The sequence below is a fragment of the Paractinoplanes bogorensis genome (assembly GCF_018829635.1).
Taxonomy (GTDB): Bacteria; Actinomycetota; Actinomycetes; order Mycobacteriales; family Micromonosporaceae; genus Actinoplanes; species Actinoplanes bogorensis.
In genome coordinates this window covers 283,790-304,889 of record NZ_JAHKKG010000006.1, presented here as the reverse complement: position 1 = coordinate 304,889, position 21,100 = coordinate 283,790, and the positions used below count along the sequence as shown (strand labels likewise).

Annotated in this window: 19 protein-coding genes; 11 read left to right on the top strand and 8 right to left on the bottom strand. The window is 72.4% G+C overall.

Features of this window, described 5'->3' with window-relative positions; translation table 11 throughout:
• Positions 1-4: 4 nt before the first annotated feature.
• Genes KOI35_RS20520 through KOI35_RS48980 form a run of 7 tightly spaced genes read left to right on the top strand, consistent with a single transcriptional unit; the run spans position 5 to position 6,216 of the window.
• A complete protein-coding gene (locus KOI35_RS20520; RefSeq protein WP_215789112.1) occupies positions 5-1,384 on the top strand; it encodes a preATP grasp domain-containing protein in 1,380 nt (459 codons plus the stop codon).
• On the top strand, positions 1,381-2,637 hold the full coding sequence (lysA, locus tag KOI35_RS20515; RefSeq protein ID WP_308121082.1) for a diaminopimelate decarboxylase: 1,257 nt from the start codon (positions 1,381-1,383) through the stop codon (positions 2,635-2,637). Before KOI35_RS20520 ends, lysA begins: the two co-directional genes overlap by 4 nt.
• 17 nt (positions 2,638-2,654) lie before the next feature.
• Entirely contained in the window at positions 2,655-2,930 is a 276-nt protein-coding gene (locus KOI35_RS20510; protein WP_215789111.1) for an acyl carrier protein, read from the top strand.
• A 5-nt stretch (positions 2,931-2,935) separates the two neighbouring features.
• On the top strand, positions 2,936-3,784 hold the full coding sequence (locus KOI35_RS20505) for a hypothetical protein (protein ID WP_215789110.1): 849 nt from the start codon (positions 2,936-2,938) through the stop codon (positions 3,782-3,784).
• Positions 3,781-4,428, top strand: coding sequence for a hypothetical protein (locus tag KOI35_RS20500; protein WP_215789109.1), 648 nt, complete (start codon positions 3,781-3,783; stop codon positions 4,426-4,428). The genes KOI35_RS20505 and KOI35_RS20500 overlap by 4 nt, the downstream gene beginning before the upstream one ends.
• Positions 4,428-5,585 (top strand): acyl-CoA dehydrogenase family protein, encoded by a 1,158-nt coding sequence (locus KOI35_RS20495; protein ID WP_215789108.1) that lies wholly within the window; start codon positions 4,428-4,430, stop codon positions 5,583-5,585. Before KOI35_RS20500 ends, KOI35_RS20495 begins: the two co-directional genes overlap by 1 nt.
• Positions 5,578-6,216 (top strand): 4'-phosphopantetheinyl transferase family protein, encoded by a 639-nt coding sequence (locus KOI35_RS48980; protein WP_215789107.1) that lies wholly within the window; start codon positions 5,578-5,580, stop codon positions 6,214-6,216. The genes KOI35_RS20495 and KOI35_RS48980 overlap by 8 nt, the downstream gene beginning before the upstream one ends.
• An 81-nt stretch (positions 6,217-6,297) precedes the next feature.
• Here the strand turns inward: KOI35_RS48980 and KOI35_RS20485 are convergent, their stop codons facing one another.
• The gene (locus KOI35_RS20485; RefSeq protein ID WP_215789106.1) at positions 6,298-7,377 is read right to left on the bottom strand and encodes an inositol-3-phosphate synthase; all 1,080 of its coding nucleotides are present in this window, start codon (positions 7,375-7,377) and stop codon (positions 6,298-6,300) included.
• 152 nt (positions 7,378-7,529) lie between these two features.
• On the opposite strand from KOI35_RS20485, the gene KOI35_RS20480 reads away from it, so the two are divergent.
• From KOI35_RS20480 to KOI35_RS20470, 3 genes are all read left to right on the top strand, one after another.
• Positions 7,530-8,675, top strand: coding sequence for a sensor histidine kinase (locus KOI35_RS20480; RefSeq protein WP_215789105.1), 1,146 nt, complete (start codon positions 7,530-7,532; stop codon positions 8,673-8,675).
• Between the two features lie 25 nt (positions 8,676-8,700).
• Positions 8,701-9,366, top strand: coding sequence for a response regulator (locus tag KOI35_RS20475; RefSeq protein WP_215789104.1), 666 nt, complete (start codon positions 8,701-8,703; stop codon positions 9,364-9,366).
• Positions 9,367-9,480: 114 nt separating this feature from the next.
• The gene (locus tag KOI35_RS20470) at positions 9,481-11,586 is read left to right on the top strand and encodes an MMPL family transporter (RefSeq protein ID WP_215789103.1); all 2,106 of its coding nucleotides are present in this window, start codon (positions 9,481-9,483) and stop codon (positions 11,584-11,586) included.
• Between the two features lie 55 nt (positions 11,587-11,641).
• On the opposite strand, the gene KOI35_RS20465 is transcribed toward KOI35_RS20470, so the two are convergent.
• From KOI35_RS20465 to KOI35_RS20450, 4 genes are read right to left on the bottom strand one after another with little or no spacing between them, the layout of a single operon-like run.
• On the bottom strand, positions 11,642-13,045 hold the full coding sequence (locus KOI35_RS20465; RefSeq protein ID WP_215789102.1) for a condensation domain-containing protein: 1,404 nt from the start codon (positions 13,043-13,045) through the stop codon (positions 11,642-11,644).
• Positions 13,033-13,731 carry a hypothetical protein gene (locus KOI35_RS20460; protein WP_215789101.1) on the bottom strand — a complete coding sequence of 233 codons (699 nt, stop codon included), beginning with the start codon at positions 13,729-13,731 and terminating at the stop codon, positions 13,033-13,035. Before KOI35_RS20460 ends, KOI35_RS20465 begins: the two co-directional genes overlap by 13 nt.
• The gene (locus tag KOI35_RS20455; RefSeq protein WP_215789100.1) at positions 13,706-14,920 is read right to left on the bottom strand and encodes a hypothetical protein; all 1,215 of its coding nucleotides are present in this window, start codon (positions 14,918-14,920) and stop codon (positions 13,706-13,708) included. The genes KOI35_RS20460 and KOI35_RS20455 overlap by 26 nt, the downstream gene beginning before the upstream one ends.
• Positions 14,917-16,269 carry an MATE family efflux transporter gene (locus tag KOI35_RS20450; RefSeq protein ID WP_215789099.1) on the bottom strand — a complete coding sequence of 451 codons (1,353 nt, stop codon included), beginning with the start codon at positions 16,267-16,269 and terminating at the stop codon, positions 14,917-14,919. Before KOI35_RS20450 ends, KOI35_RS20455 begins: the two co-directional genes overlap by 4 nt.
• A gap of 224 nt (positions 16,270-16,493) precedes the next feature.
• On the opposite strand from KOI35_RS20450, the gene KOI35_RS20445 reads away from it, so the two are divergent.
• Complete coding sequence (locus KOI35_RS20445; protein WP_246613443.1) at positions 16,494-17,456, top strand: alpha/beta hydrolase; 963 nt, start codon at positions 16,494-16,496, stop codon at positions 17,454-17,456.
• A 362-nt stretch (positions 17,457-17,818) separates the two neighbouring features.
• On the opposite strand, the gene KOI35_RS20440 is transcribed toward KOI35_RS20445, so the two are convergent.
• The 3 genes from KOI35_RS20440 to KOI35_RS20430 are packed head-to-tail and all read right to left on the bottom strand — an operon-like array spanning position 17,819 to position 20,855.
• Positions 17,819-18,769 carry a 26S proteasome regulatory subunit RPN10 gene (locus KOI35_RS20440; protein ID WP_215789098.1) on the bottom strand — a complete coding sequence of 317 codons (951 nt, stop codon included), beginning with the start codon at positions 18,767-18,769 and terminating at the stop codon, positions 17,819-17,821.
• Positions 18,766-19,755 carry a DUF58 domain-containing protein gene (locus KOI35_RS20435; protein WP_215789097.1) on the bottom strand — a complete coding sequence of 330 codons (990 nt, stop codon included), beginning with the start codon at positions 19,753-19,755 and terminating at the stop codon, positions 18,766-18,768. Before KOI35_RS20435 ends, KOI35_RS20440 begins: the two co-directional genes overlap by 4 nt.
• Complete coding sequence (locus KOI35_RS20430) at positions 19,737-20,855, bottom strand: AAA family ATPase (RefSeq protein ID WP_308121081.1); 1,119 nt, start codon at positions 20,853-20,855, stop codon at positions 19,737-19,739. The genes KOI35_RS20435 and KOI35_RS20430 overlap by 19 nt, the downstream gene beginning before the upstream one ends.
• Between the last annotated feature and the right edge of the window lie 245 nt (positions 20,856-21,100).

Below are 21,100 nucleotides of genomic sequence, written 5' to 3'. Positions count from 1 at the left end.
CGAGATGACGACCGTACGGGAACCCTTCGTACGCCGGCTGCGAACGGCGCTGCTCGGCACCGACCGGACCGCCCTGCTGTTCCTCGGCAACTTCGAGGTCGAGCAGCGCTGGGGCGGCGACGAGCTGGGCCTGCCCAAGGTGGCCCTGTCGGCCGGGGACGCGCTGGTCAACCGGATGGACGAGTTCACCCTGCTGCTGGCCGGACCCGACGACTACGTGCTGCTCAAGGACGCGCCCGACCCCGGCCACCTGGCCTATCTGGAGTCGCTCGGCGTCGGCCTGCCGCACCTGCTGATCACCGACCAGCAGGACCCGCACCACACGGTCACCCAGGACGCGCTGCTCAGCCCCGGCCTGCTGGCCCGGCTGACCGCCCTGACCGGGTCGGTGGCGATCTTCCCGCACGGCGTCTCGGCCGACGAGGAGCAGCTGGCCGAGCGGACCGGACTGACGCTGGCCGGGTCGCCCGCCGCCACCTGCAAGGCGGTCAACGGCAAGATCTACAGCCGGAAGATCGCCACCGAGCTCGGACTGCGCCAGTCCACCGGCTGGACCTGTGAGTCGATCGCGGAACTGGACGCGGCCGTGGAGCAGGCCCGCGGACTGCTCGAGGCCGGGCGGACCGTCGTGCTCAAGGACTCGTACGGCGTCTCGGGGAAGGGTCTGCTCGTGGTCCGGGATGTGGCCCGGCTGGAGCAGATCCACCGCAAGCTGCGCCGCCGCGCCGACCGTTCCGGCGATCAGCGGCTGGCCCTGCTGGTCGAGGAGTGGGTGGCCAAGACCACCGACCTCAACTACCAGTTCACCGTCGGGCGGGACGGCTCGGTGCAGTTCGACTTCGTCAAGGAGGCGGTCACCGAGAACGGCGTCCACAAGGGGCACCGGATGCCCGCCGGCCTGGACCAGCGCCAGCTCGCGACCGTGACGGAGACGGCCGGGGCGCTCGGTCGCCGGCTCGCCGCCGACGGCTACCACGGCGTGGTCGGGGTGGACGCGATGGTCGACCCCGAGGGCGGCATCTACCCGGTGGTCGAGATCAACGCCCGCAACAACATGTCCACCTACCAGGTCGGGCTGCAGGAGCGGTACGTGCCGGCGGGCTGGTGCGCGCTGGCCCGGCAGTACCCGCTGCACCTGGCCCGGCCCCTGCGGTTCGCCGAGGTGCGCGACGCGCTCGGGCCGTGGCTGCTGAGCGCGGCCGGTGACGCCGGGATGGTGGTGCAGAACTTCTCGACGGTGAACGCCCTGGTGCGGGCGGGGGACGGACCGGCCGACGGGCGCCTCTACGGCTTCCTGATCGCGCCGACCACCGACGAGCTGATGGCGATGGACGGCGAGATCGCGGACCGGCTGGCGGCCGCGGCGGAAGGAGCACGACCGTGACCGCAGAGATGAGCATCCAGGGCATCGGGGTGACCGAGCTGGCCGCACAGTTCGGCACGCCGTTCTACGTCTACGACGGGGACGTGCTGCGCCGGCAGTACCAGGACCTGCGGGACCGGCTCGACCCGGCGCTGGAGATGTTCTATTCGCTCAAGGCCAACCCGAACGTCGCCGTGTGCGCGCTGTTCCACTCGGCGGGCGCCCGGGCCGAGGTGTCGTCGCTGGTCGAGCTGCGCACGGCGCTCATGGCCGGGGTGGCGCCGGGCGACATCATCTTCCTCGGACCGGGCAAGAGCCGGGCGGAGCTCGAGGCGTGCCTCGACGAGGGCGTGTACGCCGTGGTGTGCGAGTCGTTCGGCGAGCTCGGCGTGCTCGACGAGCTGGCCCGGTCGCGGGGGATCACGGCGCCGGTGATGCTGCGGGTCAACCCGAGCTTCGCCGTCAAGGGGTCCGGGCTGACCATGGGCGGCAAGGCCCGTCAGTTCGGCATCGACGAGCTCCAGCTGTTCGACGAGCCGGATCTGGTGAAGAACTTCCCCGGGCTGCGGGTGCTGGGCGTGCACGCGTACATGGGAACCCGGATTCTTGATCCTTCGGTGATCGCCGAGAACGCCCGCCGGATCATCGACCTGGCCGAGCGACTGGCCGAACGCCTGGACTTCCCGCTCGAGGTGGTCGACGTCGGTGGCGGGCTCGGCGTGGCGTACTTCCCGAACGAGTCCGACCTGGACCCGCAGGCGGTGGCCGACCAGCTCAATCCGGTGATCGAGCAGTTCCGCGCCGCCCACCCGCAGGCCCGGCTGCTGCTCGAGCTCGGCCGCTACCTGGCCGGTCCCGGCGGCACCTACGTCACCCGGGTCCGCTATGTGAAGACGTCGATGGACGAACGGTTCGCGGTCACCGACGGCGGCACCAACCACCACATGGCGGCCGTCGGCATCGGCTCGTTCGTCAAGCGCAACTTCCCGATGGAACTGCTCAACCGGGCGGGCGGCGAGACCGGCCCGTGGAACGTGACCGGACCGCTATGCACGCCGAACGACACCATCGGCCGCAACGTGGAACTGCCCGAGCTGGAGCCCGGCGACCTGGTCGGCGTGCTGCGGTCCGGCGCGTACGGGCCGACCGCCTCCCCCGTCCTGTTCCTCAGCCACGGCTACCCGGCCGAGGTGCTGGTGGACGGCGGCCGGGCCCGTCTGGTCCGCCGCCGCGACACCGTCGAAGACCTGCTCAGCCCTCAGATTCTCGACTGACCCCTTAGGAGACAGCCATGACCATGGCCTCGGAAGCGACCGTCGACCGCGCCGCGGTCGTCGACCACGTGATCGGCGCCGTCATCGCGGTGCTCAACCGCGACGACGTCGAGGTGACCGAAGGGACCCGGCTGATGGACGAGCTGGGCCTGGACTCGACCAACGTGCTCGAGCTGCTGATGCACCTGGAGGACCAGCTGGACGCCGTGATCGACTCGGACACGCTGGAGCAGCACCACTTCGCCACGGTCGGCACCCTGGCCGACTACGTGCTCGAGCAGGGTCTGGCCTGACCCCGATGTTCCTGTCCACCGCCCCGGCCGCGCCGGCCCGCACCGGCCGGCTGCGGCCGACCCAGGTGATCGTGCGGCATTTCGAGCCCGATCCGCAGCCGTACTCCGGCGATCCGCTGCTGGAGGAGTACCTGTCGGACATGACCGCGCTGTACGGCCGCCGGTTCGATCGGGACCGGCACGCCGCGTCGGCCCGCGTCTCCTACACCGAGATGGCCGACCGGCTGGTCGCCGAGCTCGACGTGACCGGCCCGGTCGATCTCGTCGTGCTCGCGCACGCCACCTCGGACGCCGATCCGCGCCGGGTCACCGCCTGCTATCTGAACGAACTGCTGCCCGGGGATCCGCTCGCGTTCGCGGTGTCCGACCAGGGGCCGATCGCCCCGTTCACCGCGCTGCGGCTGCTGGGCTCGTACGCCGGCGACTTCCCGGGCTGCCGCGCGCTGCTGCTGATCATGGAGCAGACCACGATGCCGTACGAGATCATCGGCGCCCGCTATCCGGTGCCGGCCCACGACATCGGCGTGGCCATGCTGCTGGAACCGGCCGGCACCGACGGGATCGCCGTGGAGCAGTATCCCGATGTCGCTGACCCCGGCGAGCGCCTGCATGATCTGGTGCCGCCCGACGCTGCCCTGATCACCGGTCCGGGCCTCGAGACCGGTTCTCCCGTACGGGATCTGGGTGCGGCCGGGGTCTGGGCGGAGTTCGCGCGACGCCGGGCCGTCACCTCCGGGCCGATCGCGGTCGCCGATCGCGACCCGGTCTCGGGCACCCTCGCGCTCGCCGTCCTGCCCGCCGCCGACGTCGTTCTGCGCTCGATCGACGTGGAGATCGGGGAGGCCGGCCGATGAGCGCCGAGGAAGCCCGCCGCACGGCCCGGGAGCGGGGGCTGACCGCCACGCTCACCGGGCTGCACGGCACCCTGCCGGGCGGGACGCTGCCGTGCGGCCCGACCGGCTGCTGCGTGCTGCCGGAACCGATGCTGCGCACCGCCGACCGGGTCTGGGCGGGCGGCACCGTCGCCGTGCTCGACCCGGCCGGCGTCGAGCGGCTCGGCACCGTCGACACCCCCGACGGTCCGCTGACCGCGGTCCGCTACCGGGGCTCGCCCGGCCCGGGTGGGGATCCCGCGCCGTGGCCGGACTGGCTGGCGCAGCTGGCCGGACTGCGGCTCGGCCTGTCCGAGGCACTGCTCGACGCCACGGTCGTGCACCTCGGCGAGCGCCGGGCAGGCGACACCGCACTGCTGCTCCAGCAACTGATCAAGGGCGCCCTGGCCGACGTGGTGACCGAGCAGCTCGAGATCCGGACGGTGCTGACCGGCACCCCACCGGACGTCGAGACGCTGGCCGACCTGCACCGGCAGATCACCCGGACCGACCGGATGCTGCTGCGCCTGCTCGGGGCGGGCGGGTTCCTCGCGTCCGGGCCGGGCGCGGTCGTCAACGCGTCCGAACTGCTGGCCGACGCGTGGATCGGTGGAGGGGAGAACTGATGATCGAGCTGGACGACCGGCTCCGGACGGCCCGCGGGCACGCCCGGGACTGGGGACGCGACCTGCGGGCGACCGCGCTGGACCTGGACCGCGACCCGGACACCGTCCGCCGCTGCCTGGACAACCCGGCCGTACGCCACCTGTCCACCATGCTCATCCCGGACGAGTGGATGCCGGACCGCCCGCTCATCGGGGGCTACCGGTTCGACGGCATGACCGCGATGGAACGGGTGGTGTTCGCCGAGGAGATCGCGGCCGGGGACGCCGGCATGATGCTGGCCGCGCCCGGGCCGTCGCTGTCCGGGGTGCTGATCGACCTGCTGGCCGACCGCGAGCAGAAGGACTGGTTCTACGGCCGGATGCTGGCCGAGCCGACCTGGACGTTCTTCGCGCTGACCGAACCCGACCACGGCTCGGACGCGGGCGCGATGCAGACCGCGCTGGAACCGGACGGCGAGGGCGGCCTGCGGCTGCGCGGGGCCAAGCGTTACATCGGCAACGGGGCGCGGGCCTCGATCGGGATCGTGTTCGCCCGCGACCGGCCCGGCCCGCTGGGCGCCACCGCCGTGCTGGTCGAGACCGGCTCGGCGGGATTCAAGGCCGAGCCCATCCCGACCGTCGGGCTCCGCGGGGCCCAGCTCAGCGCGATCCTGCTGGACGACGTGCCGGTCCCGGCCGGCCGGGTGCTCGGCCGTCACCTCAGCCCGACCCGGCGCGGGGTGTGGAGCGGCGTGCAGATGTTCAACCGGCTACGGCCCGGGGTGGCCGCGATCGCGCTCGGCATCGCCCGGGCGGCCCACGAATACGTGGCTTCGCAGCGCGGGTCGTTGTCCAAGAGCGAGCGGCTGCGCTGGGAGCGGACCGGGCGGCGCATCGACGGCGTCCGGCAGCTGATCTGGCGGGCCGCGGCCGTGGTGGACGCCCGCCCGGCCGACGGGCACCTGGCGTCGGCGGCCAAGGCCCGGGCGGCCCGGCTGGCCGAGGAGGTGACGCTCGAGGCGCTGGGCTACTTCGGCCCGGGCGCCCGGCTGACCCAGCCGATGCTGGACAAGCTGGTGCGCGACGCGCGCGGGGTCGAGTTCATGGAGGGCACCGGCAACATCCAGCGGCTCAACACCTTCCAGGGCCTGGTCCAGGGCAAACTGGACCGTGGCTGACGTCTGGACGGTCCGGCTGGATGTGGCCGCTCCCGCCGCCCGCAGCCTCACCGCCGACGACCGCCGGCGCGCCTCCGCGATCAAGGATCCGGAGACGCGCCGGCGTTTCGTCGTGGCCCACGCCGCCCTCAACGCGATCCTGGCCGACCTGCTCGGCGTACGGCCGCAGGATCTGCCGCTGGACCGCACGCCGCGGGGCCGGCCGTTCCTGACCGGGACCCCCGTGCACTTCAGCCTGGCCCACGCGGGTGAGCTGGCGCTGGTCGCGGTGGCCGGGCGCGAGCTCGGGGTGGACGTCGACCATCCCCGTCCCGGGCTGGACCCGCGACAGATGGCGGCCCGCTTCTTCACCGCCGACGAGGCGTCCGAGGTGGACGCCGCGGGCACCAGCGCCTACCGCCGTTACCTGCGGCTCTGGACGCGTAAGGAAGCATGCGTCAAGGCGGCCGGGTCACGACTGGCTCTGGGACTGCGGCTGCCGGTGGCGGGCGAGGTGGTGCACGACCCCACCGGGCGGCTGGGCGGCCCGTTTTTCGTCCGGGACCTGCCGATCGTCGGCGACCACGTCGGCGCCGTGGCTCTGGCCGGGGCCGAGCCCGCGGCATGCCGGGTGCATTCCTTCTACCGCTGACACGGCCGAGACTGGCACCGCAGACACAGAAGAGGGGGAGCCGGTCACCCCCGGCTCCCCCTCAGCTCTGGTGCGGCGTGCTCAGCGGTCGATCTCGCCGCGGATGAAGCGCTCGACGGCGTCGCGGGCGGTGGCGTCGTCGTACTGCTCGGCCGGCGACTTCATGAAGTAGGACGAGGCGGAGAGCAGCGGCCCGCCGATCCCCCGGTCCAAGGCGATCTTGGCGGCGCGGACGGCGTCGATGATCACGCCGGCCGAGTTGGGCGAGTCCCACACCTCGAGCTTGTACTCCAGCTGCAGCGGCACGTCGCCGAAGGCCCGGCCCTCGAGCCGGACCAGCGCGTACTTGCGGTCCTCGAGGAACGGCACGTAGTCGCTGGGCCCGATGTGGACGTCGCTGTTCGCCATCTCGCGCGGCACCTGCGACGTGACGGCCCGGGTCTTGGAGATCTTCTTGGAGGCCAGCCGCTTGCGCTCCAGCATGTTCATGAAGTCCATGTTGCCGCCGAAGTTGAGCTGGTAGGTCCGCTCCAGCCGGACCCCGCGGTCCTCGAACAGCTTGGCCAGCACCCGGTGGGTGATGGTCGCGCCGACCTGCGACTTGATGTCGTCGCCGACGATCGGCACCCCGGCCTCGGTGAACCGGGCCGCCCACACCGGGTCGGAGGCGATGAAGACCGGCAGGGCGTTGACGAACGCCACCCCGGCCTCGATCGCGCACTGGGCGTAGAAGCGGTCGGCCTCGTCCGAGCCCACCGGCAGGTACGACACCAGGACGTCGGCCCCGGATTCGCGCAGCGCCCGGACCACGTCCACCGCCTGCTGACCGGACTCGTCGATCACCTCCCGGTAGTACTCGCCGAGACCGTCCAGGGTCGGACCGCGCTGGACGGTGACCCCGGACGGGGGAACGTCGCAGATCTTGATGGTGTTGTTCCCGCTCGCGACGATGGCCTCGGACAGGTCCTGGCCGACCTTCTTGGCGTCCACGTCGAAGGCGGCGACGAACTCGATGTCGCCGACGTGGTAGTCGCCGAAGACGACGTGCATGAGACCGGGAACGGAGTCGCCGGCAGAAGCGTTCCGGTAGTACTCGACGCCCTGTACCAGCGAGGCGGCACAGTTGCCGACCCCGGCGATGGCGACGCGGACTGTGCCCACGTGGTGTCTCCTTCTCATTCAGGAGTCTTCATCCAACCGATCCGGCGAGCGGCCGGGCCACCTCGATGTCCTAAACAGGACATCGGGGCTCATCGGAGCGGGCGGGCCGGCGCCATACTGGGGTCCCCTCGCCCCACGGTCAGGAGCCGCTCGTGCCGCTGCCCACCTATCTGCGGGCGGTCGCCCGGTCGTGGCCGCCGCGCCTGCCCCGCAACGCGGAACCGTGGCTGGACGGGGTGATCGCGGTCGGCGTGTTCGTCGCCACCGCCCTGCCCGTGCTGCTCTCGCGGGACGGGCAGTGGTGGCATCTGGTGGCCGCGGCCGGGGCGTCGCTGCCGCTGTTCTGGCGCCGCCGCAACCCGCTGCTCACCACCGCGATCGTGGGCGCGGCGATCAGCGTGCTCGGGCTGGCGCACCAGTTGCCGCCGCTGCCGTTCGGGTCGCTCGTCGCGACGTACACGTTCGCCCTGATCAGCCCCTCGCCCTGGCGGCAGATCGCGATCGGGGTGCAGTCGGTGGCGGTGGTGGTGTCGCTGATCGTGCCGGGCGAGGACTGGGCCACCTTCGGCTACGTCGGGATGGCCTACGTGGCCGCGTACAGCCTGGGCATCGGGACCCGCGGCCGGCGCGACCGGATCGCCATGCTCGAGGAACGCTCGGCCCGGCACGAGGAGGAACGTGCCGCCGCCGCGGTCCGCGACCGCAACCGGATCGCCCGCGAGGTGCACGACATCGTCGCCCACACGGTGGCCGTGATGGTGGTGCAGGCCGAGGCCGGACCGGTGATGACCCGCAACGATCCGGAACGGGCCGAGAAGACGTTCGAGGTGATCGCGGAGAGCGGCCGGACCGCGATCGCCCAGCTCCGGCGTTCGCTGGCCGCGCTGCGGTCGGCCGAGGGCGAGGTGTCGGCCCGCCCCGGGCCCGGCCTGGCCGACGTGCCCGGCGTGCTCGACGACGCGCGGCGCAGCGGGCTGGTCGTCACCCTGCGCCGGCGGGGACGGGAACGCCCGCTGGCCTCCGAGGCCGACGCCACCGTTTACCGCGTCGTCCAGGAATCGCTGACCAACACCATCCGGCACGCCCACGCGTCCAAGGTGGACGTACTGATCGAGTTCACCGAGGACGACCTGCGCCTGACGATCACCGACGACGGCACCGGCGCGACCGACGTCAAGAGCGGGTACGGAATGATGGGCATGCGGGAGCGGGTCACGGCGTGCGGCGGCGAGGTCTACGCCGGGTCCGACCCGGCGGGCGCCGGCTTCGTGGTGAGTGCCGTCCTGCCCACCGAGTGATTCACCGATCGAGGAGTGCCCGGACATGTTGCGCATCGTGGTCGTCGACGACCAGGAGCTCGTCCGGGGCGGCTTCGCCATGATCCTCGACGCCGAGGCCGACATGACGGTGGTCGGCGAGGCGGCCGACGGCCTCGAGGCGCTGCGGGTGGTGGCCGAGAAACAGCCCGACGTGGTGGTGATGGACATCCGGATGGACGGCCCGATCGACGGCATCGAGGCCACCCGGCGGATCTGTGCCACCACCGACGCCCGGGTGCTGATCCTGACCACCTTCGACGTCGACGAGCACGTCCACGACGCGTTGCGGGCGGGCGCCAACGGCTTCCTGCTCAAGACCATGCGCCGAGCCGAACTGGTCGACGCGGTGCGGGTCGTCGCCCAGGGGGAGGCGTTGCTGGCGCCCACGGTGACCCGGCGGGTGATCGCCGACCTGCTGCGCCGGCCGCACGCCGCGCTGCGCCCACCGGCCCTGCTGGACGAGCTGACCACCCGCGAGCGGGAGACGTTGCGGCTGGTCGCGCGCGGACTGTCCAATGCCGAGATCGCCACCCACCTGAGCGTGAGCGACCACACGGTCAAGACCCACGTGAGCAACGTGCTGACCAAACTCGGCCTGCGGGACCGGGTTCAGGCGGTGGTCTTCTCGTATGAGGCCGGCCTGATCAGCCCGGGCGAGGCGCTCGACTGAGGCTCGTCTCCCCCGCTGGGGGGAGATCGGATTTCGCTCTCGTCGGCGATCCGCCGGACGGCCCGGATCACCAGGATGAAGTCACAGCGATCTTCCCGTCTGAGGAGCTTTGTGATGATCCGTGCCGTTACCCGCTTCGCACGCAGGCGACCCGCCTTCGTGCTCGTCATCTGGCTGGTGATCGCCGCGGCCGGCTTCACGGTCGGCAACGGCGTGTTCGCCCGGATGACCACCACCGTCGGCGCCATCCCCGGCAGCGAGTCCCAGCAGGGGGCCAAGGCGATCGGCGACGCCAAGCTCTCGCCCCCGGTGATCAACGCCGTGGTGAGCGGCCCCTCGACGACCGACCCGGCCTTCAAGAGCGCGGTCACCGGGGCCGTCACCGACCTCAAGGCCATCGACGGCGTCCTGGCCGTGAACGACCCGTTCGGCCCGGCCTCGCCCAAGGCCGTGGACGGTCAGGCGGTGCTGCTCAACGTCGAGCTGGCGCACAGCGGTGACCTGCTCGCCGACAAGGTGCAGAAGGAACTGACCAGCATCTCCGGCGCCACCGTGACGGTGTCCGGCGGTCCGCTGACCGACCGCGAGTTCAACAACCAGGCCACCTCGGACACCCGGCGCGCCGAGATCATCTCGGCCCCGCTGCTCCTGCTGTTGCTGCTGCTGGTCTTCATGTCGCTCGTCGCGGCCGGCCTGCCGCTGCTGATCGCCCTGGTCGGCGTGGGCGGCACGTTCTCGGCACTGCTGGTGATGAGCTTCTTCACCGACGTCTCGATCTACTCCATCCAGGTCACCACGATGCTCGCCATCGGTCTCGGCGTGGACTACGCGCTGCTCATGGTCAGCCGGTTCCGCGAGGAACGGGCGACGATCAGCGACCCGGCCGAGGCCCTCGCCAAGGCGTCCGAGCGGGCCGGCCGCACCATCGTCTTCTCCGGCCTCACCGTGGCGGTCAGCCTGGTCAGCCTGGTGGCGTTCACCGATCCGTTCCTCCGGTCGATCGGCGTGGCCGGCGCCGCGGTGGTGCTGATCGACATGCTCGCCGCCATCACCCTGCTGCCCGCGCTGCTCCAGCTGCTGCGCAACAAGATCAAGCCGGCTCGCGGCAAGGGCGAGAAGGGCCGGGCGTTCGCCGCGGTCGCCCGCGGCGTCCAGAAGATGCCCGCGCTGACCGCCTTCCTGGTGCTGATCGGCCTGGTCGTGGCCGGCCTGTCGATCACCGGCCTGCAGCTGGACACCAGCAACCCGAAGTCGCTGCCCGCCGACAGCGCGACCCGGCAGCTCACCGAGGCGCTGCGCGAGCACTTCCCGGCCCAGGCCGGCCCGAGCGCCATCACGGTGGCCGCGCACACCGCCCCGGACAGCCCCGAACTGGCCACGCTGCAGCGGCAGATCGCGGCCGTCCCCGGCATCGAGGTGGTCAACCCGGGCCGCAGCGGCGGCGGCCTGACCGTCCTGCAGGCGACCCCGAAAAACCCGACCAGCAGCCCGGACACCGCGCAGGCGGTCCGTGACATCCGCGCCCTCGACGCGCCGTTCGAGGTGCAGGTGACCGGGGACGCGGCCCGGCTGGTCGACTACAAGCAGGAGCTGCGCGACCGGGGACCGATCGTCGGCGGCATCGTCCTGCTGGCCACCTTCGTGCTGCTGCTGGCCTTCACCCGGTCGGTGCTGATCCCGCTCAAGGCACTCATCACCAACGTGCTGAGCCTGGTCGCCTCGCTCGGCGTGGTGGTCTGGGTCTTCCAGGACGGGCACCTGGCCGGGCTGCTCGGCGGCGAGAAGCAGGACGGCATCGACCTGACCGTCCCGGTCGTGGTGGCGGCCATCGCGTTCGGGCTCTCCACCGACTACGAGATCTTCGTCCTGTCCCGGATCCGCGAGCGCCGGATGGCCGGCGTCGCGCCCGATCTGGCCGTACGGGAAGGTCTGCAGCGCAGCGGTGGCATCGTGACCGCGGCCGCCCTGCTCCTCGCGGTCACCTTCGCCGGGTTCATGACCGGTGGTTTCGCGCCGATCAAGGAGGTCGGCCTGGGACTGGTGCTGGCCGTCGTGATCGACGCCGCGATCGTCCGGATGCTGCTGGTGCCGGCGACCATGACACTGCTCGGGCGCGCCGCCTGGTGGGCCCCCCGCTTCCTGGGCGGACGGCCGCCGGAGTCCCCCGCTCCGCAGGCCGATCCCGCCCGGCCGGAGCTGGCCACCACCGCCCAGCAGTGAAGACCGGGGCGGGACAGCAACCGCTGTCCCGCCCCGGCCCCTTACGGTGACCCCGTCAGCCGGCGGCCACCACCCCGCCGGGGAGTCCGGCGGCCCGGGCCACCTCGGAGAGGAGCAGATCGGTGTCGAGCAGGCGCACGAGCAGACGATCCACTCCGAACAGCACGGCCCGGATGGTGTCCGGCGGCAGCAGCGTCGTGTCGGCGAGCAGGGTCCAGCGCAACCGGCCCGGCGCGTGGAGCACGTCGCCGAGCTCCATGAAGAACGACGAGCCGGCCGCCCGGCGCTCGGTCCACCGGAACTCTGATTCGGCCGGTTCCGGGATTTCCTGGTCCTGGCCGCCGCGCATGTCGTTGAAGAACGACCGGATCTCCGGCTCGGCCCCGCGCTCCCGGGTCACCTCGTCGAGCGCGGCCCAGCCGTCGACCGGATCGAACCGGCCGTGCCGGAACGCCCGCATCGCGGTGCCCCAGCAGTGCCGGACCAGGTCGGAGAAGTTCGGGCCGGTCAGGTCGACCACGGCCGGCATGTGCTGGGTCAGCGTGCCGACCGAGGCCCGCAGCGGCGCCGTGGTGCGGTTGCCGGTCACCAGCAGCAGCGCGCACCGGTCGGTGCCGGCGACCGAGCCCAGCAGGGCCGCGGTCACCGCCAGGGCGACGGTGGCGGTGCTGGTGCGGTACCGCTCGGCCAGCATCCCCAGTGCGGGTCCGGACACCGCCGAGTCGACCACGCCCCGCCAGAACCGGGGCTCGGCCGGGGCCACCGGCCGGACCGCGGCGAAGTTGTCCAGCGGCACCGCCGTCAGCTGGCGGCGCAGGTGGGCGACCGCGGCCGCGCTGACCGTACGGCCGCGGGCCGACCGCTCGAAGACCGCCAGATCGGCCGGCTGCACCATCTCGGGGACGTCCGGATCCGGCGCCCCGGTCGCCCGGGCGGCCAGCAGCTCGGACAGCACCCGTGCGGCCAGCCGGCTGCTCTGCAGGTCGGTCACCAGGTGCGAGATGCAGAGCACGAGCGCCCGGGGCACCTCGTGATGGACGCACACGAGGACCCGTACGGGAAAATCTCTCTCGTGGTCGAAAGCGGTCGCCTCGAGCTGCTCGTCGAGGTCGCGCGCTCCGGCCGCGAACTCGCCGGGCGGGCCGTCGTCCGACCAGACCGCGATCGGGACGGCCCCGGTGGCCACGACCTCCTGGACCAGGTGGCCGTCGTGACGCGGGAATCTGGTCCGCAGGGCCTCGAACCGGCTCGCCAGCGCCCCGACCGCGGAACAGACGTCGGCCAGGCCGACGCCCTCGGGGATCAGCACCGGCACCGTGACGTTGTAGGCGGTGCCCGGAGGCATCCGTCGCATGTCCCGTTCCACCAGCACCTGCCCCCACGTCAGGTGCTCGGTGATCGCGCGGGAACCGGTGAACGGCGCCTCCCGCCACCGCACGTCCGAGGTCAGGCGGGGCATGTCGCGTACCCCCGCAGGGTCTGCGCGGCGGTGGTCCGGCGGATCTCCAGATAGCGCGCGTTCCAGCGGCCGTCGTCGGTGTCGGAGGCGTGCGGGCCGGCGAAGCGGGCGGTGAGCGAGTCGCGGTAGGCGCCCCAGGTGACGGCCGGGCTGACCGGACGGCTGGCGGCGGGCACAGTGCACGCCGTACGGGCCGGGAAGCCGTCCGCCGTGCCCGCGAGCACCACGTCCAGCCAGTCCTCCTGCTGGTCGATCTCGGCCAGCGCGGCGCCGAACGGCCACCCGGGCAGTTCGGTCAGGGCGACCGCCCGGCTGCGGAACCCGCTCGCCACGACCGGGCCGAACCGCTCGATCGCCAGGGCCACCGGCAGCAGGGCCCGCGGCGCGAACCACTCGCAGCCGAGCAGGGTCATCGTGGGCAGATCCCCGGCACCGGTCTCGTCCGCGTCGACGATCCGCCACTCCGCGAAAGGCAGCGGAATGCCGGACGCCCGGAAGGTGCCGGAGTCGGCCCGGCAGACCGGACAGGTCCGGATCCGCACGGCCATCGGGGGCGCCGGGGGCCGGATGACCCCGGGCGGCTGGTCGGCCGGAATCAGGAAATGCGCCGCGACCTCGCGACGCGCCATCCGGTCGACCACGGTGCCGAGCGCCGGCTCCTCAGTTGTGGTGGTAAGGGTTGTCATGCGGGATGTCCTCTCCATGGGCGCCGGCCGGAACGCCGGCCGCGACAAGGGGGTCCGGTCTCCGGCGGCGCAGCCCGAGGGCGACCGCAGCCGAGCCGAGCTCGATCAGTGCCGCCCGGTCGGCGGCGTCCAGCGGCGCGGCCAGGCCCGCGTGCACCCACGAGGAGACCGCGGCCCGGATCGCGCCGGGCGTGGCGACGGCCAGCGGCGCCGACAATCCGCGGCGGACCTGCGCGGCGTCCAGGCCGAGCAGGTAGCCGGCGGCCCAGATCTCGGTGGCCACCCGGGGCGGTGGCCGGTGGTCCAGGGTGTCCAGACAGGCGGCCAGCCCGGCCGTCACCTCGCGGCCGCCGACCCCGATCAGGTCGCACCAGTCGTCCCAGTACCAGCAGAACTCGTTGCCGCCCGGCTCGCCGGTGCGCGGCCGGAGCAGCCGGATCGAGCATCGCGAATCCTTGACCTGCACCACGTACTCGTCGTGCCGCCGGTACTGCGACCGCGCGGCGAGGGCCTCGTCGATCCGCGGGTCGACGTCCCAGTGCCCGGCGGGCGGCACGGCCGGTGCGGCCCACACGGTGGCGTGGTGCCGGCCGCCGTGCCCGCTGATCAGCGTGGGCATCCCCCGGTTGTCGACCAGGTGGGGCACGGTGGCCAGCAGCGGCACCGACCGCTCGCGGCAGAACCGGGCCATCATCTGGTCGTCGTCGGTCACCTCGTCCGGGATCGGTGCCAGATAGCTCGCCAGTTCGGCCGCGGTGCCGGCCGGCAGCAGGAAGGCCAGCGCCGGGGTCCACTCCATCGGCGACAGCGGCGCCCACGGCGACCCGGCGACCGCCGCCAGCCGGGACAGGTAGCTGTTCTGCGGGCTGATCCAGTCGGTGTAGAGCGCGATGCCGTGCCGCGGGCGGCCGGCGATCGCCTCGGCCACCAGATCGGCGAAACCGTCGGCGACCCGCGCGTCGTCCTGCAGCACCAGGTGGTGGGTGGCCCCCTCGGCGATCGCGGCCCAGGCCACTTTGGCCGTCCGCAACGGACTGCGGACGGCGTTCGGAGCCGGATCGGTCACCACCCGCGCGACCAGCGGGCGGCAGGCCTCGACGATCCGGTCCGCGGCGTCGCCGCGGACCGGGTGGTGCATGATCGCCACGCTGAGCCGGACGTCGCCCGGCCGCCAGGACAGCCGGCTCATCGAGCCTCCGCCCGGCTGATCCGGCGGACGTGCCGCCACGTGACGAACGGGACGATCAGCATGCCGCAGATGTTCAGCACGGCGATGGTCCAGTACAGCGCCGACGGGTCGTGCTGGCTGCGCGCCAGGTAGCTGCCCAGCACCACCATGCCGCCGAAGTAGGGCACGTTGAGCACGAGCGCGATCACCCCGCCGCCGATCTGCTCGATCAGCAGCAGCGTCATCACGTTCAGGCCCAGGCAGAAGTACGTCAGCCCGACGATGGTCAGGAAGGTCACGGTCTGCGAGGACACCGCCGCCTCACCGGCCAGCAGCTGGGACAGCGGTTCCCGGCCCAGCCAGATGGCGGCCGCCAGCACCGCGTAGACCGCCGCGGTCAGGCCGATCCCGGCCCGCAGCACGGCCGGCCCGTCGCCCGGCCGGCCCGCGCCGCGGAGCTGGTTGAGCACGATGGCGGTGGCCGACCCGAGCGCCGAGGCGGGCACGATGAGCAGGTTCTGCAGCGCGCCGGCGGCCGAATAGCCGGAGACCACGTCGGACCCGAACGGACCGAGCGCCCACAACAGACCGGCGTTCGCGACCGCCATGATCACGAAGGACATCGCGACCGGCAGCCCGACCGAGGTCAGCTTGCCGACCGCCTCGGGCCGCCACACCATCGGCGCCCGCGCCCGCCACAGGCCGCTCCGGTAGACCTGCACCGCGCCGACGGTGAGCGCGGCCACGCCCCCGGCCCCGATCGCGACCGGCAGGGCGAAGACCCCGAGATCGGTGCCGAAGCCCAGGATCGCGACGCCGCCGACCTCGACGATCGCGCCGGTCAGCACGACCGCGGCGGCCGACCGCGGACGGCCGAAACCCCGCAGGCTCGACGACAGCAGCACGGTCGGGAAGAAGATCAGGTTGGCCAGGGCGGCCCACCGGGTGAAGGCGACGAAGTCACCGGCCGAGGCGTCCGGCACGCTCAGCAGCGACGCCAGGCCGGGCGCGGCGACGATCAGCGCCACGCTGACCGTTCCCCAGACGGCCAGGCCGATCCGGGCCATGCTGGCCGCGACCGGGAGCACGTCGTGCGGCCGGCCGGCGCCCCGGCTGACCGACGCCGCCACCTGGTTGCTCACGTCAAAGCCGACCTGCAACGCGGCGAACAGCAGGGCCAGCGGCACATAGAGCGACCGAACATACATGGCCTCGGTGCTGATCCGGGCCATCAGCGCGATCACCACCACCGGCACCAGCACGCCGGCCGCCTCGCCGAGCGCGATCGCGGTGGCGAGACGCCGGATCTGCCCCGGCCCGGACCAGACCACCGCGGGCGGAGCCGCCGGAGTCGTCTCGGCTGTGCTCATCGCAACACCGCGGCCGGCAGACACATGGGCATGACCCACCCCCATTGCTCGGGTTCGGAATTGCACCGACGGTAGGTCCGCGTGAATCCGGCTCACAAGCTGCCCGATGGGCTATGCCCAAGGCGTCGGGGCCGGTCAAAGGGGCTGTCATACCCAGGTATCACTATCGATTGCGGTCTGTGGTGTGACGATCCGGGGGTCACCTCGGACCGACGCTCCGGGGCATGCGAATCCTGCCGCTCGCCGTTGCCCTGACCAGTGTGGTCGCGCTGGCCGCGTCCGTACCGCCCGCCGCCGTCGATGCAGTTGCTGTTGCTGCCGCCGCCGCCCCACCCAGGGTGGGCAGCCTAGCCGCAGCGCAGCGATCTTGGCCGCAGTTGTCCACAGCAGACGCATACCGCGAGACCGCCGTCCGCATGTTGTCCACAGGCTGCCCGTACGCGAACTGGGCCGCCGAGGGCCGCCACTTCCTCGAGTTCGACCCCTCCGGCGACGGCCGCGCCGTGGAGGTGCTGGGTGACCTCGCCACCGCCACCCGGGTCGCCGTCCTCGTCCCCGGCGTCGACACCACCCTGGCCGACTTCGACCGGGGACTCGGCGGTGTCCCCCGGCGGGCGCCCGGCCGGCAGGCCCGCGCCCTCTTCGACCTGGTCAGCAAGCGCGACCCGCACACCGCCGTGATCGCCTGGCTCGGCTACGACCCGCCGGAGGGCATCGGTCTGGCCGCGGCCACCGAGGGCCGCGCCCGGGCCGGGGCGGTCGCCCTCACCACCTTCGTCACCGAGATCCAGAGCATGCGGCCCGGCGTAGCGATGACGCTCATCGGACACAGCTACGGCTCGATCGTCGTCGGGCTGGCCGCCAAGGCACTGCCCGGGGTCGGCGACGTGGTCACGCTGGGCGCGCCCGGCATCGGGGTCGCCGGCGCGGACGAGCTGGGCGGCGCGCGGTTGTGGTCGGCGCTGGCCCCGACCGACTGGATCCGCCGCATCCCGCAGGTGCGCGTGTTCGGCCTGGGGCTGGGGCGGCGCCCGACGTCACCCGGGTTCGGCGCGCGGGAACTGCCCACCGACGGGGTGGCCGGGCACGACTACTACCTCGTTCCGGGAAGCTCCACCCTGAAGGCGGTGGGCGACATCGTCCTCTCGGGTGGTCCTCGACACGAGACGCCGGGGCGCGTTTCTTAGGAGCGGCTTAAGGGGTAGAGTCGCGTGCGGTCCTGACGCCGATTCGACTTGCTGGAGGTGATCGCTGTGCGAGATAGCGATCCTCCTAGTCGTGGCCGGGCCGTTCGTCAGCGCGCCTGACCGCTGACATTCAGAAAACCCCACATCCCTTTCCCGTACGCCGTGAGACCGCGGCCCGGGTCTGAGTCGTGTGCGCCGCGACGCCGGATGCATGGGTGCCGGCCGCGACGTGACGTGCGCTGAAACGCCAGTCACCGAGCGGAAGAAGTCTCCCGATGAAGAAGATGATCGCGCCCCTGACGTTCACGTTCGCGGCCATGTACGTGGTCGTGCTGTTCGTGCTCGCACACAGCACGCCCTGATCAGGGCAGCCGGGACGTCCACAGTAACGAGAGCCCGGCCGCCACCAGCCCCAGCAGCAACGCCAGCCCCGCGTACCACTGTGTCACCTCGCGGGGCTCCACCCGGTGGCCGATCGAGCTGCCCATGTCCTCGTACACCTGCTTGAGCTCGCTGACCGACGCCGCCTCGTAGAAGTAGCCCTTGGTGTTCTCGGCCAGCTGCTGCAGCGACAACCGGTCGACCGGCACCCGCTGCAGGGCACCGCGGATGTCGACCACGCCGGTGTCGGTGCCGAAGGCAATCGTCGAGACCGGGACGTTGGCCTGGGACGCCGCGGTGGCCGCGTCTTCGATCGAGCGGCCCGACGTGCGGTAGCCGTCGGAGAGCAGCACGATCCGGGCCGGGGGCGCGCCGTCGGCCCCGTCGGCCGGCACCGAGCGGATGGCGTCGAGCGACGTGAACACGGCCTCGCCGGTCGCGGTCGCCTCGGCCAGGGTCAGCCCGTCGATCGCGGTGATCACCTGCGAGCGGTCCTTGGTCGGCGGCACCAGCACGTTGGCCGCCTTGGCGAACGAGACCAGGCCCAGGTTGTAGGTCTGCGGGAGCTCGTTGACGAACGCCTTGGCCGCCTCCTGAGCCGCCTCGATGCGGTTGGGGGCGACGTCGTCGGCCTCCATCGAGAGCGAGACGTCGATCGCCAGCATCACCGTGGCGCGTTCGAGCGGCTCTTCCTTGTCGACCGACGGGCGGGCCAGGGCCGTGCCGAGGGTCAGCAGGGACAACAGGAACGCGGCCGCGGACACGTGCCGGCGCCAGCCCAGGCCCTTGGGGGCGAGCGTGCGCAGCAGGTCCACGTTGGTGAAACGCATCGCGTACTGCCGCTTGCGGAACTGCCGCCACGTGTAGAGGCCGGCGAAGATCAGCACGGGCAGCACTGCCAGGAGCCACCAGGGCTCGAGGAAACGGATCATCGGGTCGTCCCCCGGGTGCGTGCGTGTCGCTGGGCGGCCACGAATCTAACCACGTCCAGCAGCCAGTCGGTGTCGGTGCGCAGGCGAAGATGGGCGGCGCCGGCCGCGCGCAGCGTACGGGCGATCGCGCCGCGCTGCTCGGCCGCGGCCTCGGCGTAGCGCCGGCGCAGCGCCGGGTCGGCCGTCTGCACCTCGTGCAGGGCGCCGGTCTCGGGGTCGGCCAGGGTGAGCACGCCGACGTCGGGCAGTTCGAGCTCGCGCGGGTCGACGACCTCGACGGCGAGCACGTCGTGCCGTACGGCGAGCTTGCGGACCGGCCGCGACCAGCCGTCGACCGGGGCCATGAAGTCGGAGATGACCACGGCCACCCCGCGGCGGCGGGGCGGCCGGTTCAGCATGTCGATCAGGGCGCCGAGGTCGGTGCGGCCGGGCCGGATCTCGGTGTGGGCGATCGCCCGCAACAGCCCCTGGGCCTCCTTGCGGCCGGGGCGGGCGGGCATCCGGACGACCGACGGGTGCGGATCGGGAGCGGGCTCCCGTTTGCGGCCCCACCGGCTCGGGGCCGGCAGCGGGGAGGACCCGGTGCCGACGACAGCACCGATGCGGTTCCCGCCGCGTACGGTCAGATGGGCCATCGCCGTGGCCGCGGCCAGCACCAGGTCACGTTTGAGCATCTTGGCGGTGCCGAAGTCGAGGCTGGCGCTCAGGTCGATCGCCATCCAGGTCTCGAGCTCGCGGTCGGCCACCGTGCGGCGGACGTGCGGCATCGTGGTGCGCGCGGTGACCGGCCAGTCCATCCGGCGCACGTCGTCGCCGGGCCGGTATTCGCGCGACTCGCCGGCCTCGCTGCCCGGACCGGGCAGCAGACCCACGTAGTCGCCCTGAAGCAGGCCGTCGAGTTTGCGGGTGACCAGCAGCTGCAACCGGGAGAGGACGGCCTCGGCCCGGGCGGTGCCGGAGTCGGCGCTCAGTGCTGGGCCGGCCATACGGCACCGATCTGGGGCTGCGGGCCGCCGCTGACCGGCGCGGCCGGGTGGGTGCCGTTGGGCGACGTGCCCTGCCGGGCGGCGACCGACGGCAGCGGCACGCTCTGCATGATGCGGGCCACGATGTGGTCGGCCGGGATGTCGTCGGCCAGCGCGTCGTAGCTGAGCACCAGGCGGTGCCGCAGGATGTCGGGGGCGATGTCCTGCACGTCCTGGGGCAGGGCGTAGTCGCGGCCGCGCATCAGGGCCAGGGCCCGGGTCGCGCGGACGATGCCGAGCGAGGCGCGCGGGCTGGCGCCGTACTGGATCAGCGAGGCCACGTCGGGCATGCCGTGCTGGGCCGGGGCGCGGGTGGCCAGCACCAGGCGGACCGTGTAGTCGACCAGGGCGTTGTGCACGAACACCTGGTCGGCCCGGCGCTGCAGGCCGAGCAGGTCTTCGGTGGTGAAGACCGTCTTGGGCTCGGGGGCGCTCACGCCCATCCGATAGACGATCTCGCGCTCCTCGGCGTCGGTCGGGTAGCCGACCAGGATCTTCATCAGGAACCGGTCGCGCTGGGCCTCGGGGAGCGGGTAGACGCCCTCCTGCTCGATCGGGTTCTGCGTGGCCATGACCAGGAACGGGGTCGGCACCTCGTGGCTCTGGCCGCCGATCGACACCTGGTGCTCGGCCATCACCTCGAGCAGGGCCGACTGCACCTTGGCCGGGGCCCGGTTGATCTCGTCGGCGAGCAGGAAGTTGACGAACACCGGGCCGAGCTCGACGTCGAACTTCTCGCTCGACTGGCGATAGATGCGGGTGCCGACGATGTCGGCCGGCACCAGGTCGGGCGTGAACTGGACGCGGGAGAAGCTGCCGCCGACGACCCGGGCCAGCGTCTCGACGGCGAGCGTCTTGGCCACGCCGGGCACACCCTCGAGCAGGCAGTGCCCGCGGGCCAGCAGCGCCACGAACATGCGCTCGACCATCCGGTCCTGCCCGACGATCACCCGCTTGACCTCGAACATCGCGCGCTCGAGCTGGGACGCGTCCTGAGCCGGGGGAACCGGCCCGACAGCGCCGTTGTTCGTCTCGGTCTCGGGCGTGAGCGGCTGAGCCACCGGTCCTCCACAGCGGTCGAAATGCCATCTGGTGACGCTCAAGACTTACACGACCGACCTGAGAGCGCGCTCGTGGTGTCGCATTACGCGCCGGGAGGGCGCCTGGCCATGGGTCGGAGGTGTCGATCTTTCTGCGCGATGCGCCGGAACGGGCACCCACGCCGGGAGGATGCGCCGCACCGGGAAGCGTGTAACATTCTCCACGTCGCCGGGCGGCTTCCCCCGTGGTCGCCCGGCGCTCAATA